Here is a 12,762-nt window from a genome sequence, read left to right as displayed (position 1 = left end):
CATCTGAACTAAAAATAATAATTACACTTATAAGAATCGATCCGAGCACCAAAAAAATCAGCGAATTACCGATGTCGAAATAAGTCCCCTGGCAGTGAAGTTTCTGCCTTGATTTCGTTATCCATCTCCAGTGCCAGCTTTATTCTGGGAGTTGATTTTGGTCGGGTATTTTTCTTACAGTGACTGATACTGGAGAAAATCATGGAATCAGGTCCCCTTATTTCGATCGGCTTGCCTATCTCGCTGTTTATCATCATGGTGGGAATAGGGATGACCCTAACTGCCAGGGATTTCCATCAGGTAACGGTAAAGCCCATTGGCCTTATTATCGGAACTTTTACCCAAATTCTCCTGATGCCAGCTATAGCAATTGGCCTCTGCTGGGGCTTAAATCTACCACCGGCCATTGCTGTTGGCCTAGTCATTATTGCCGCCTGTCCGGGAGGCACAACATCGAACCTGTTTACCTTGATGGCTCGCGGCAATGTGGCGCTTTCTATTGTATTAACAGTTTCTGCCAGCCTGATTACTATTGCCAGTTTACCGCTTTTCGCAAATTATGCGCTTCGAACTTATTTCGGTGCTGACCAGACTGTAATTCTGCCATTCGCCAGTACAGTGGTGATGTTATCCAGTATTGTCCTCTTGCCTGTTGTGATAGGGATGCTATTTCGCGCCTGGAGACCGCACCTGGCTCGCCGCGCAGAGGGAATAGTCAGTATTTTTGGCGGGGTTGTATTGCTTGCACTGGTAGCAGGCCTTATCTGGGGAATTCGCGATCGCCTTGCAGACTTGATGGTTCAAGCTGGACCCTCGGTCATTCTATTGAATCTCTGTGGTGTGCTATTGGGGCTTCTTATCAGCCGGGTTGCTGGCCTGCCAAAGCGGGAAGGGGTTGCGGTTGCAACGGAACTCGGTATTAAGAACAGTACCATCGGAATGATGGTAACTCTCACGCTCTTACACTCGAGTGAAATGTCCGTGCCCTCAGCAGTTTACGGTGTATTGATGTTCCCATCTGGCGTTCTTTTGGCGTTATATGGTCGCCGTGGTGCAACGAAAAAACTGGCCTCTGAGACGGAAGGAGCAGGTGAAGTAGGGTAGTAAATGTTGCATTTACCGAAAACTAGACCATACCTTTACTATTGAGGGTGTGGTCGATGTTGGAAAATTGAGCTCGCCTATACCAATTTCTGTTACTGCACTATGAATTTCAATAATTCTAATGTGCGGCCACGGATTACTGAATGTCCTTTTTAGGTATATGTCTAAAACCAGGCATTGAGTTGTCTCAACCCCAGATTGTAAAGTCAATATGTTCAAGGGTTTTACGGCGAAGCGCAGCAAGAAAAATACAATCAACAACAACCTAAAATTAGATGCTCTGGTCTGGAAGAGAATATTGGAGCAGTCGGCCCTCAGTGGTAATGATTCTGGGGTAGGTAATGCGGCTAAACACAGTATTGTTGTTTCTCTGACTAGCTATGGAAAGCGAATCCATGATATCCATTTGTGTATCGAGAGTTTATTTCAGCAGTCGCTAAAAGCGGATTTAATTGTACTTTGGCTGTCGACCAAAGAATTTCCAGATTATATGTTGCCCAATATTTTAATGAGGCAGGTGGATCGTGGGTTGAGAGTTGAATTTGTTGATGAAGATTTAGGACCTTACACAAAGTATTATTACGCGCTTCAAAAATTTCCTGATAGCCTGATAGTCACGGTGGATGACGATATCCTCTACCCGATGGATACCATCGATATGCTGTATCAGTCATATTTAAAGTTCCCGTCACATATTTTCTGTCATCGAGCTCACAGGATAGGTGTTGATAAAAAAGGCAATATATTGCCTTACAATAAATGGAGGACAACGCGGGAAACTTGGAAGTGCAATATGAATATCAAACCTTCTTATCGCGTTTTTCCTACTGGAGTTGGGGGTGTTTTATATTATCCCGGCTCTTTACATCCCGATGTTCTGAATAAAGATAAGTTTTTGGAGTTATGTCCTAGTGCGGATGATATCTGGCTTAAAGCCATGAGTATGAGGCAAGGAGTCCGTTGTGCAAGAGTGCCAGATGTTCGTTTCTGGAGGGATAGGTTTTTAACAATCCCTGGGTGTCAGGCTAGCGGCTTGAAGAAACAAAATTTAAAGGGAAAGTGTGGTAACGATAAGAAAATACACAGAGTATTCTCCGAATATAATTTATCTCAGTTACTGTTAGAGTGAATAGGCACTGCTTTATCTAGAGGTAATGTAGTTGTCGCACTCTAAGGTTGATATTTGGCTTTCAGTTTAATCTCAAACTGCTACCACTTATAACGAAATCCTAATTCCAAGCCTCCGGAAAAACTATTCCCCAGGTTTTCCAAACTGCTGCTGTAATAAATTTCTGAATAGATAGAACAGTGATCACCGCACTCATCGTAGCTCGCACCCAGGCGCAATTCACCGTACCAGGTATCAGGTTTTTGACTGAGTCGGGTTTCCGATACGAGTAAATTAGTCCTCTGGTCGATATTGTAAATAAGGCTCGGAGTTGCGAACAGAGAGAACCTTTCCAGGGGAATTGAGCCATACATATTGCGACTGCTCTTACGCTGGCTCTTGCGCTTTTCAAAGATGGTTCCCAAGCGTAAGAGGAAGCCATTGTTATTGATATCTGTAGCTTGTACTGCATAGATATCCTGCAAGTTATTGGCTTCCTCCGAGGTGTAAATCAATTGCGCATGGGGTGTCCAGGAATAGTAATCATGCAGTTTAAAACTCTTGCCGCCCTCGATAGACAAGGCGTAACCAAATGCTTCATCGCTATTATTGAGTTCGCGCAGTGATTTGGCATCCATTTCAAAGTCAAACCAATTTAGCTTAAGTTGACTATCAATAAAAATGCCATCCAATCCATACCAGGTGACAAATGCGCTGACGCCGTAGTTACTCGCATCGATTGAGCCATCACCAAAAAATGAACTCACATCGTTATTTGAATCGCCGTAGTGCAAAGCGGCGCTGCCAATAAGTTGGCTTCCAAATACGGAGACTTGTATTGGTAAATCAAAGCCCACTTGTACTTGATAGTAAGTCTGTTTCCAGTTTGCACGGGTACTGGACTCATTGGGGTCAAGGGTAATATGCCGGGCAGAGTTCCTGATCCAAAGTCCACGATTATCAATTGCCTGCTCTTGGGCATCGCTATACTCGCTACTGGCCAGGTCCAAATAGCTTGTACCTACCCAATAGCGATTACCCAGGCGGCTGCGCAGTGAAGAGGGAATATTGAGTGTTCTGAGAATTTGCGGGAGGGCTTCGTAGAGTACTGCAGTAGGTTGCCAGCGGATCATTCCGCCTTCAGGAAATACTGAAGAGTTATCCACAGTTGAACGCAAATACCAGCTGCCATCATCACTTCCTCCTGCGCCGTTCTGGTGCAATGTGTAAGCATAGGCTCCACCTATCACTGCCTGCTGATCATCTTTACTGACAAAGTCCCCTGCCAGAGTGAATTGTGCATTTGATTCGCCTTTGACGGAAACCACCTTAATACCATTGCCCTCTGTCCGCTTTCCTTTACCTGAGCGGTTAAAGACAGAGATAGTGGTGGTGCCAGAGCTGTCTCCTTCCACAATTAGTTGATCGCTCTGTGAAAAATCATCTTCAAGGACGGCGTCTACCCATAGGCGCCCATTATTAGAGCGGTATTGCCCATAATTTCCATTATCGTCTTTGGCTATGGTGAGGGTGTTGAACCTATTGTTGGATAGATCAATGGTTCCACTATTGGATACATCTCCTGAAATTACATAACTGTCGCTATCAAAAAATGCCTGTCCACCCCAGCGAATATCCAGGCCGAGGGAATTTCCTTCCGAATCGAGACCTCCTCCGACAGCTAAACTCCCAGTGAATGTCATTTTGGAGCTACCCCAGATAACGACTCTTTCCCAGTTGTTTAGAAGAGTCCCGTCAACGGAATAATCCAGTTTAAATATTAAATTGTCGATTTCTCCATCATTTGCACTGAGATCATCACCACCATCCAGTATCACGTCTCCATCGAAAGAGTGTGAATCTATCAGGAGGGTGTCCGATCCGGAGCCGCCTCGAATTTCGTTGCTGATGCCCTCATCCCAATAGATGTAGTCGTCGCCGTTTCCGCCATCCAGATAGTTAAAAATGAACCCTCCATCCAAGGTGATGGTATCGTTGCCTTCTCCTCCCCAGACGTGAAAGGACAGTCCATCGAGTAGAATCAGGGTGTCATCTCCATCGCCCCCATGAATGCCTCCTCCCCCCAGGTAATTCCCTACATCACTGGAGCGTTCATCAAGGGTAATCGTATCGTTGCCAGCACCACCGTCGGCAAATAAGGTAACAATTCCTCCCGTGATAGTAATTTCGTCATCTCCCTCTCCCGCAAGTACATTTTCCGCCGTTCCACCGTTAAGAATGATGGTATCGTTGCCGGCATAAGTTTCTATGTCCACACCATCGGGGTCATTGTCTTCGTCACAGGTGATTTCATCTGCGGCAGAGGTGCCACTATTGCCGGGGTTGCATTGTGCTGGAGAGTTGCGGCTAAAAATAAGCAGTGCAGAAAGCGTCATAATGAGTAGGAATATTTTTACGAATCCTATAGAAGAAAGCTGGAAACCAGTTTTTTTGGGGGACACAGTTATTCCTTTTATTGTGCCAGATAGTTGCAATACCGATTAGGTTTTTAGCGGCAAAGTTATAGTTGGGGACAACGCAGCTCGTGTGTGAAATAACTTCAAATTTTAAGCGTATTCGCTGTCGCCCAACTGTATGAAATTTCTCCGATAACTAAAATTTAATACCCACCCCGAAATTTATGATCCAGGGGTTGTAGTCAAAATGGGCATAGAGGCGATCCCTTCCCAATTCAGTGGGGAAGTCGATAGTGGCATCGGTGTCTGCCAGGTAATAAATCGCGGATGCGTTAAGTAGTAGAGGATATCTCCAGTCGCGGAAATCAAAGATATAATCCAGGCCGGCCTGCAGCCCCCAATCCCACGAGTGCCCCATATTAAATGATCCCGGTGCGACCGAGAGCTCTGAATCTATCAGGTATTCGTTAAACTGGCGGCTGATTTCAACGGTGTGGAAATTGGTGTAATTGATTCCTGCACCGATATAGGGGCGAGCGCGATAGGATGGGTCTAAGAAATACCAGTTGCCGAAGACCATTGTCGTTGTAGTGCTAAAGTCGCCGAGCTGGATTTGGTTTCGCCCAGGGTTGCCGGTGAAATTATCCAGTTTTGTACCATAGCTGGCGCCATTAATATGCATTAATTCTATGCCCCAGCGATCGCTGGGCCGCCACACTCCCGATATTTGCCATGCATGGGTCGAGTCGATTTGCCAACTGCTGTTGTATAAATCCCATTGCTGTAAAACTCTGTATTTAAGCGCTGTGCCCTCATCGTTTGGCTGGACATAAGTCAGGCCAAAACGAACAATAAATTCACCCCATTCGATATCACGCCAATCATCCTGGGCATGGGTCGATAGTGCTGAGAGAGTGAAAAGTAGAGTAATAATTCCTTTATTAATTCCTTTTGCGGTCATCTCGATATCCATCTCTGAAAATCCGGACACAGGCAAAACAGCTTATCTGCCATAGGTGGCTTTGGTTGATAATTATTGGCAGTGCATGGGCCAAGTACCCCAAAAAGTAGCAGGACTGAAAAAGGCCGCAGGGAATTTTTCAAAATTTGAGGCCTAAATTATCTAGCCCGGTTTACAGGGAGAAGGGAATTTATAAGGAGAGAAAGAATAATGCGCTTGGTGCCTTTGGGGGTATAGGTGTCTATTCGGGTTTACAGGGAAATTTCCACTGTGAGTCTTGGGTGCAGTGTATTCTTTCCCTCTTTTCCAATGATAAGGCTGGGCTACGGGAGATTACCCAGGGGCACTTTTTCCAGATTGCGGGCGTACTCCAGGAACTTCTGTGCTGCTGGTGATAGCGGACGTGATTTGCGTCGAGCCAAATACCAGTGGGTGACAATAGGAAGCTCTTCGACATCGAGAATTGACAAGCCTGCGCGTCCGCCAAACGCCAGGGTATGCTCCGACAATATAGAGACCCCCAGACCGGACATAACTGCATGCTTAATGGCTTCATTGCTCTCTATGGTCATACGGAGCTTGAGGTCTACATTGCGTTTGCGCAGGAACTGTTCAATGGCATGGCGTGTACCGGAGCCCTCTTCCCGATGCAGGAACTGACAGCCTGCAAATTCTTGCAGGGAGATTTTCTTGCGGGAGGCCAGTGGGTGCTTCTCAGGCGCTATCGCCAGTAAGCGGTTGGGTAGAAACTCCACCAGCTCCAGGTCCTGGCTCTTTGGAGGATGGCTGAATACGTAGAAGTCATCTTCATCCTCACCGGTGTAATCAATGATCTGTTGGCGGTTGCCCACCCTGAAGTGGATATCCAGTCGCGGATGCTGCTGATAAAACTCCCCGATCAGGTGGGGGATAAAGTATTTGGCGGTGGTCACTACTGCCAGTTGTAAGCTGCCGGTATCCAACCCTCGCAATTGGGCCAGTTTCAGGTCCAGGTACTCGTAACTCTTCAGGATTTCCCGGGCACTTTCTACCAGGGTTTGCCCGGCCTCCGTAAATTGCAGTTGCCTGCCCACCGAGTAATACAGAGGTAAACCCACCGCATCGGAGAGTTTGGCCAGCTGCATCGATACGCTCGGCTGGGTTAGGTGCAGTTTTCTGGCTGCGGCGCTGATATTGCCCAACTCATAGACACAAAGCAGGATCTCCAGTTGTCGAACGGTTCCAATGCGGGCATGGGCACGAGTTAAGGGCACAAAATCACCTATATAGGTTTTGGTTTATAGTTTACATAATAAATATCTATTTTTATCTATCAATAGCAATTCCGATAATGCGTCAATTTCAATAACCAGTGGGGGCATTATCAATGCAGAGATCACAACTCTTCTTTGGCGTGGTTGTCGGCTTGTTAGTTTTAAGCACAGGCTTATCAGTAAATCTTGCCGGTATGAACGGGGTTCCCTTGATGGCTGTAGGCCTAGTGGTGGTTCTGGCCAATGCTGCTTACTGGCTGATGGCGCAGCAAACCCCGAAACGTATACGTATCTCCAATAATCGCTCCAGACAGCGCCGGGGACAGCGATAGAGATGCAGTTGGATATTGTTGTTGGTTTCTTTCTGCTGGGCGCCTTTGCCCAGCTGGTTCGCAGTGACCTGCGTTTACCCAAAGGTCTTTACCAGAGCTGCGTTATCTTCCTGCTAATCGCCATCGGCCTGAAAGGTGGTGCTGCTTTAAGTGCGTATTCCGCTGCCACCCTGGTTCCCCAGTCCCTGTCGGTGGTGGCTTTTGGTGCCCTGTTACCCCTGGTGGCTTTCCCTATCTTGCGCTGGATTGGCAAGTGGTCACGTGTGGATGCGGCGGCAACGGCGGCGCACTATGGGTCTGTCAGTGTTGCCACCTACGCGGTGGCTGTAGCCCTGCTACAGTCACAGAATATTGAATACGAAGCGTATTTCCCTCTGTTTGTAGCGCTTCTTGAAGTCCCGGCAATCATTGTCGGCATGTTGTTGGCACGGCAATCGATGGGCAGTTCGAGCAAGCGCCGGGTGTTTCACGAGGTCACCTGCAACCAGGGAGTACTGTTGCTCCTGGGGGGAATCGTTATCGGAGCCTGGGCTGGAGAGCGCACCGCTTCAGTAATGCCTTTGTTTGGGACCCTGTTTCATGGCATATTGGCGCTCTTTCTGCTGGAAATGGGGCGTGTCGCTGCGGCGCGGTTGGCCGATGTTAGAGGGCAGGGTGCTTTCCTGCTCAGCTTCGGCATTTTTATGCCGCTGATTGGCGGTGCCGCTGGCGGTATCTTGGGGAGTTTGTTGGGTTTGTCGCCTGGTGGTATCTTTCTGCTCGCGGTGCTCGGTAGCAGTGCCTCTTATATCGCTGTGCCTGCGGCTATGTCCGTTGCCCTGCCGCAGGCCAATGCTAGTGTGTCCATCACTTTGTCCCTGGCAGTTACCTTTCCTTTCAATGTGCTGGTGGCGATTCCCGTCTATCTGGCGCTCGTTCAATATTGGAGTTAATCGCAAGTGAAGCCGATTCCTTTTGAAAAAGTCACTATCGTAATGGGTTCCCGCTCGGATTGGGCCACCATGAGCAACGCGACTAAGCCTCTGGAAGAGCTCGAAGTTCCCTTTGCTACTGCTGTGGTTTCGGCCCACAGAACTCCCCAGCGCATGGTTGAATTTGCCAGCCGTGCCCACGAATCCGGTACCGAAGTGATTATTGCTGGCGCCGGCGGCTCCGCCCACCTGCCGGGTATGATCGCTGCTTTGACTCCCCTGCCTGTGATCGCAGTGCCGGTTGAGAGCCGCTTTATGACGGGTATGGACAGCTTATTATCCATTGTGCAGATGCCTCGCGGTGTGGCGGTAGCAACCCAGGCGGTCGGTGCTTCCGGTGCCTACAATGCAGGTTTAATGGCTGCGCAGATGTTGTCTTTGGCTGATGCGGAATTGCAGAAGCGCCTGATCGCCTGGCGTGAGCGCCAGACCGAGCAAGTCCCGATCACGGTTGAGTGATAGGAGATCGTTGTGAGTAAGAGACGAGTTGCCATTATTGGCTGTGGGCAGTTGGCACAGATGATGGCTCAAGAGGGGCAGCCCCTCGGAGTGGAGTTCAGTTTCCTGGCTGAGACCGGTGAAAACACCGACTGTGTGAAGGGACTGGGGACTATCGTGGAGATGGAACCGGGACAGGACCCTGAGGCCTTGTATCAGGCATTGGGACGCCCGGAAGTGATCACCAGTGAGAGAGAGCAAGTGAGTGTGGACTTGCTGCGCTCATTTCAGCCCTTCTGTCCGGTATATCCGGACCCGCATATTACAGAGAAGGCCCAGCACCGCTTGCGTGAGAAGCGAGCACTCACAGACGCTGGACTGCCTGTTGCACCTTTCGCAGCAGCACAGGGTGAAAAAGAGCTGCGGGAAGCGGTCGACCAACTGGGATATCCGGCGTTTATTAAGAGCTGTGAAAATGGCTACGACGGCAAGAACCAATGGTGTGTGAAGAGTGCTGCAGACTTGGATGCTGCCATTCCCCAAGCTGGTGATCAGGAGTGTGTGGTTGAGGCTGGGGTGAATTTCGCCTGTGAAGTCTCCATTATCGGTGCTCGCTCGGCATCCGGTGAAATCAAAGCTTATCCGCTGACGGAAAACCGCCACCGCAACGGCACCTTACTGCTGTCCACCGCTCCCTACGACAACCCGGAGCTGCTCAAGGCCGCAGAGGGTTACCTGGCGACCCTGCTGAAGGACTGGGACTATGTGGGTGTATTGGCCGTTGAATGTTTTGTCAGTGAGAGCGGCCTGATTGTCAACGAAGTGGCACCGCGAGTTCACAACAGCGGTCACTGGACCTTTGTCGGCCCTGAGGCCAGCCAATTTGCCAATCATATCCGCGCGATACTGGATATGCCCCTGGGCGATACTGCCTGCCCGGTGCCAGTTGCGATGGTCAATATGTTGGGGGTTGATGTAGCTCCGAAGCAGGATAACGATGGTGTTTGGCTGTACGGCAAAGCACTTCGCCCTGGGCGCAAAATGGGTCATGTCATTTTACAGGACCCAGATATGGAGCACCTGCGCCAGCGCAGCGAAAGTATGATTGAAGAACTTTACGGCGAAAAGATTTAGTGCTTACTGAATATTGCGCATCGGGTTCTTGAACTTGAGTTTGTAGCCGGTACCCCGCCACATGGGAGTGCCGGCTCGATAAGCCGCCCGGGCAATCATATGGACACCAATTGGCACTGTAAGTAATAAGAATAAAATAGCGGCTATGGCCCTGGCTGTTACCTGAGCGTCACTAAAAAGAATTGCTACGCCCGCCAGCAATAATCCGCAACACACCGTAGCCCCTTTTCCCGATGTACTCATTCGAGTGTAAAAGTCCGGCATTCGCAGCAAGCCCAAAGCGGCGCTGAACCCAAAAAAACTGCCCACCAGAATTATCAGAGCGATAAAAATTTCATCAAATGTCATCATGATCCCTATGGCTGTGGGTGACTGTGCGCGAGCCGCTTTTTTCAATAAAACGGGCAAAGGCCACACTCACTAAAAATGCGACCAGGGCCAGGGCGATGGCAGCGTCCAGATACACGGGTTGTCCCGAGGCGATTGCCAGTAGTGCACAGTAGGCTACCGCCAAAATATTGAGAACATCCAGGGCGACAACCCTGTCTGCTAAGGTGGGGCCCAAAGCGATACGCAGGAAGCACATCACCAGGGCGAGTAATAATAGAAAGGAAGCAATATTGATTGCTACTGTGACCAGTGGCGAATGAATATCGATAATTGTGAGAAACATCAGGAAACGGCCTCCTTAACCCGTTTCTCAAATCCCTCCCTAATCTCCTCGCGAAAGGTTTCTGGATCACTGACAAACATAGTATGTACGATTAAGGCATCATTGTTGGGTTTGACATCCAATACCATAGTGCCCGGTGTCAGCGAAATTAAATTAGTGAGAATAAAAATCTGGTTTCTATCGAGCCTCTCCATGGGTAGTCGTACTACCAGGGGCCGGCTTTGCAAGCGGGGCGAAAAGACTTCGTAGGCGGCACGCAGGCTGGATAAAACAAGCTCCTCGATAAAGAAAAAGAATAAATGAGCCAAACGGGGCAAGCGGGTAAAATAAGTCTGTGCTCCGGGTAATATAGGTGAGACTCGCAGTGCCAGAAATCCGATCAGAAAACCAAAGAAAAAATTTGCCATGGAAGCATTGCCGGTCAGGGCCGACCAACTGATCGCGAGCAATAAATTTAATAGAAAAATACGCATTTCTATTTATCCATCCCAAAGTTAATGAGTGGTACCTGGTAACACGGCGTTCAGGTAATCATCAGGCTCCAATAACTCTCCGGCAGCCCCCAGGGAGTATTCGATAAAAGGCTCGGGAACCAATCCCAAAGCCAAAGTGATTAATGCCAATAACGCGACTGGCAACAGCCGCTGGAAGCGCTCTGCGCCGCTAAGGCTATATAAATTTTTGCAGTGCTCCTGGGGGTGTGGCTTCCAGAATGCCTCTGCCCATATTTTACTCATTGAAAACAGGGTGAGCGCCCCGGTAATCAGTGCGACGGCAGCGACGATATAGGCGGCCTGATCGAGGCTTGCTTTGACTAATAGCAATTTTGCCCAGAACCCAGATAATGGTGGGAACCCCGCTAAGCTAAATGCGGCGATAAAAAAGAAAGTAGAGAGAAGTGGGCTGGCGCGATATAAACCACCAATTTCATTGAGCTCATAACTGCCAGTAAGGCGCTGGGCAGTACCGCTAATCAGGAATAAATTTGTCTTTGCCACAATATTGTGAACCATGTAGAACACAGATCCGGCCAATGCTAAAGGACTGTTCAGTGCTAATCCCAATACAAGGAATCCAATCTGGCTGATGATATGGAATGCGAGTATTTTGCGGAATTCGTACTGTGCTGCTGCGCCCAAAACACCCGTCAGCATGGTGAGTAATGCAGCTCCCAATAAAATATCCCGGGTGAATTCCAAATCATTGGGAAATATTAAAGTAAAGGTGCGAATTAGCGCATAGACGCCGACTTTGGTCAGAAGGCCGGCAAATACAGCGGTTACAGCGACCGGTGGAACATGGTATGAAGCGGGCAACCAGAAAAAGAGTGGAAATATTGCCGCCTTAATTCCAAAAGCGCAGATAAAAATAACTGCCAATGTTGAAATCGCGACGGGATTTTGTACCTCGGCCAAAGAAATATGCAGCTGCGCCATATTAAGGGTGCCGGTGAGTCCATAAAGCAACCCGATAGAGGTCAGCATCAACAGCGTGGATACAAGGTTTAATGCTACATACTTGATGCCACCGTCCAGCTGTATTTTTTCACCCCCTAGTACCAGCAGCGCGAAAGAGGCAATCAGCATCACCTCAAACCACACATACAAATTAAATAAGTCACCGGTGATAAAGCTACCGCTGACACCGGCCAATAACAGTTGAAAGAAACTGTGAAACCCAAGTTTTACCCGTTTCTCACTGATATCTGAAATGGCAAATAGAGAGACACACAAACCCACGATGGCACTGATCAACAGCATTACCGCGCTGAGCCGATCGGCGATCAATGTGATTCCGAAGGGAGCTTGCCAGTCTCCCATTTGCCCAGCTTGAGGGCCCTGGCTTTCTACCAGGACAAGAATATAAAGGTTAATGCAAAGGGCGGTAAGGCACCCCAATATCGAAATACCAGAGCAAAGGTATCTACGGCCTCGAGCGGGAAATGTAATTAACGCCGTGGCGATAGGGATTAGGAATGGCAGGGCCAATAACCAACTCAAGTGGTCTTCTTCCTCTTGGGTTTCACAGGCTCGGCAATACGCATGCTATCCACATCTAATGTACCCAGCTCACGGTAAGCCTGGGCGATCAGGGCTAGGGCAAAGGCCAGCAGGCCAAAGCCAATTACGATCGCAGTTAGGATCAGGGCCTGGGGTAGGGGGTTGGCAACGATAATTTGTGGGGCTTCCTGGCCCTCGGGTACCAGGGGTGGTGAGGCGCGAGTCAACCGCCCGGCGATAAAAATTGCCAGGTTGGCGGCATTGCTAATTAGTACCAAGCCAAATAGATAGTGCAAGAGATGGCGGGCAAGCATCAAATATACGCCGGTAGCAATCAGAATACCGACGACAACGGCGAGGGGAGACTCCAT

General features: G+C 48.9%; 14 protein-coding genes. 6 read left to right on the top strand and 8 right to left on the bottom strand.

The window, feature by feature from the left end:
* Positions 1-201 precede the first annotated feature (201 nt).
* Both ACJJIY_RS01810 and ACJJIY_RS01805 read left to right on the top strand, forming a co-directional pair.
* The gene (locus tag ACJJIY_RS01810) at positions 202-1,104 is read left to right on the top strand and encodes a bile acid:sodium symporter family protein (protein WP_445358966.1); all 903 of its coding nucleotides are present in this window, start codon (positions 202-204) and stop codon (positions 1,102-1,104) included.
* 211 nt (positions 1,105-1,315) lie between these two features.
* The gene (locus tag ACJJIY_RS01805) at positions 1,316-2,233 is read left to right on the top strand and encodes a glycosyltransferase family A protein (RefSeq protein ID WP_445358965.1); all 918 of its coding nucleotides are present in this window, start codon (positions 1,316-1,318) and stop codon (positions 2,231-2,233) included.
* 80 nt (positions 2,234-2,313) lie between these two features.
* On the opposite strand, the gene ACJJIY_RS01800 is transcribed toward ACJJIY_RS01805, so the two are convergent.
* From ACJJIY_RS01800 to ACJJIY_RS01790, 3 genes are all read right to left on the bottom strand, one after another.
* Positions 2,314-4,674 (bottom strand): autotransporter family protein, encoded by a 2,361-nt coding sequence (locus ACJJIY_RS01800; protein ID WP_445358964.1) that lies wholly within the window; start codon positions 4,672-4,674, stop codon positions 2,314-2,316.
* A gap of 151 nt (positions 4,675-4,825) precedes the next feature.
* On the bottom strand, positions 4,826-5,620 hold the full coding sequence (locus ACJJIY_RS01795) for an OmpW/AlkL family protein (RefSeq protein WP_444896092.1): 795 nt from the start codon (positions 5,618-5,620) through the stop codon (positions 4,826-4,828).
* 293 nt (positions 5,621-5,913) lie between these two features.
* On the bottom strand, positions 5,914-6,843 hold the full coding sequence (locus ACJJIY_RS01790) for a LysR family transcriptional regulator (RefSeq protein WP_444896093.1): 930 nt from the start codon (positions 6,841-6,843) through the stop codon (positions 5,914-5,916).
* A gap of 113 nt (positions 6,844-6,956) precedes the next feature.
* Here ACJJIY_RS01790 and ACJJIY_RS01785 point away from each other — a divergent pair, with 113 nt between their 5' ends.
* Genes ACJJIY_RS01785 through ACJJIY_RS01770 form a run of 4 tightly spaced genes read left to right on the top strand, consistent with a single transcriptional unit; the run spans position 6,957 to position 9,718 of the window.
* Complete coding sequence (locus tag ACJJIY_RS01785) at positions 6,957-7,175, top strand: hypothetical protein (protein WP_282931251.1); 219 nt, start codon at positions 6,957-6,959, stop codon at positions 7,173-7,175.
* 2 nt (positions 7,176-7,177) lie between these two features.
* Positions 7,178-8,107 carry a sodium-dependent bicarbonate transport family permease gene (locus tag ACJJIY_RS01780; RefSeq protein WP_445358963.1) on the top strand — a complete coding sequence of 310 codons (930 nt, stop codon included), beginning with the start codon at positions 7,178-7,180 and terminating at the stop codon, positions 8,105-8,107.
* Positions 8,108-8,113: 6 nt separating this feature from the next.
* Positions 8,114-8,605 (top strand): 5-(carboxyamino)imidazole ribonucleotide mutase, encoded by a 492-nt coding sequence (gene purE / locus ACJJIY_RS01775; protein ID WP_282931253.1) that lies wholly within the window; start codon positions 8,114-8,116, stop codon positions 8,603-8,605.
* Positions 8,606-8,617: 12 nt separating this feature from the next.
* Positions 8,618-9,718 carry a 5-(carboxyamino)imidazole ribonucleotide synthase gene (locus ACJJIY_RS01770; RefSeq protein ID WP_444896095.1) on the top strand — a complete coding sequence of 367 codons (1,101 nt, stop codon included), beginning with the start codon at positions 8,618-8,620 and terminating at the stop codon, positions 9,716-9,718.
* A 3-nt stretch (positions 9,719-9,721) separates the two neighbouring features.
* On the opposite strand, the gene mnhG is transcribed toward ACJJIY_RS01770, so the two are convergent.
* The 5 genes from mnhG to ACJJIY_RS01745 are packed head-to-tail and all read right to left on the bottom strand — an operon-like array spanning position 9,722 to position 12,762.
* Entirely contained in the window at positions 9,722-10,066 is a 345-nt protein-coding gene (gene mnhG / locus ACJJIY_RS01765) for a monovalent cation/H(+) antiporter subunit G (RefSeq protein ID WP_413663319.1), read from the bottom strand.
* The gene (locus ACJJIY_RS01760; RefSeq protein WP_413663318.1) at positions 10,056-10,391 is read right to left on the bottom strand and encodes a cation:proton antiporter; all 336 of its coding nucleotides are present in this window, start codon (positions 10,389-10,391) and stop codon (positions 10,056-10,058) included. The genes mnhG and ACJJIY_RS01760 overlap by 11 nt, the downstream gene beginning before the upstream one ends.
* A complete protein-coding gene (locus ACJJIY_RS01755; RefSeq protein ID WP_445358962.1) occupies positions 10,391-10,864 on the bottom strand; it encodes a Na+/H+ antiporter subunit E in 474 nt (157 codons plus the stop codon). The genes ACJJIY_RS01760 and ACJJIY_RS01755 overlap by 1 nt, the downstream gene beginning before the upstream one ends.
* A 21-nt stretch (positions 10,865-10,885) precedes the next feature.
* Positions 10,886-12,391 (bottom strand): Na+/H+ antiporter subunit D, encoded by a 1,506-nt coding sequence (locus tag ACJJIY_RS01750; RefSeq protein ID WP_444918185.1) that lies wholly within the window; start codon positions 12,389-12,391, stop codon positions 10,886-10,888.
* Entirely contained in the window at positions 12,388-12,762 is a 375-nt protein-coding gene (locus tag ACJJIY_RS01745; RefSeq protein ID WP_444907269.1) for a Na+/H+ antiporter subunit C, read from the bottom strand. The genes ACJJIY_RS01750 and ACJJIY_RS01745 overlap by 4 nt, the downstream gene beginning before the upstream one ends.

The sequence above is a fragment of the Microbulbifer maximicatervae (SeqCode) genome (assembly GCF_052468155.1).
This window is presented reverse-complemented; position numbering and strand designations above follow the sequence as displayed.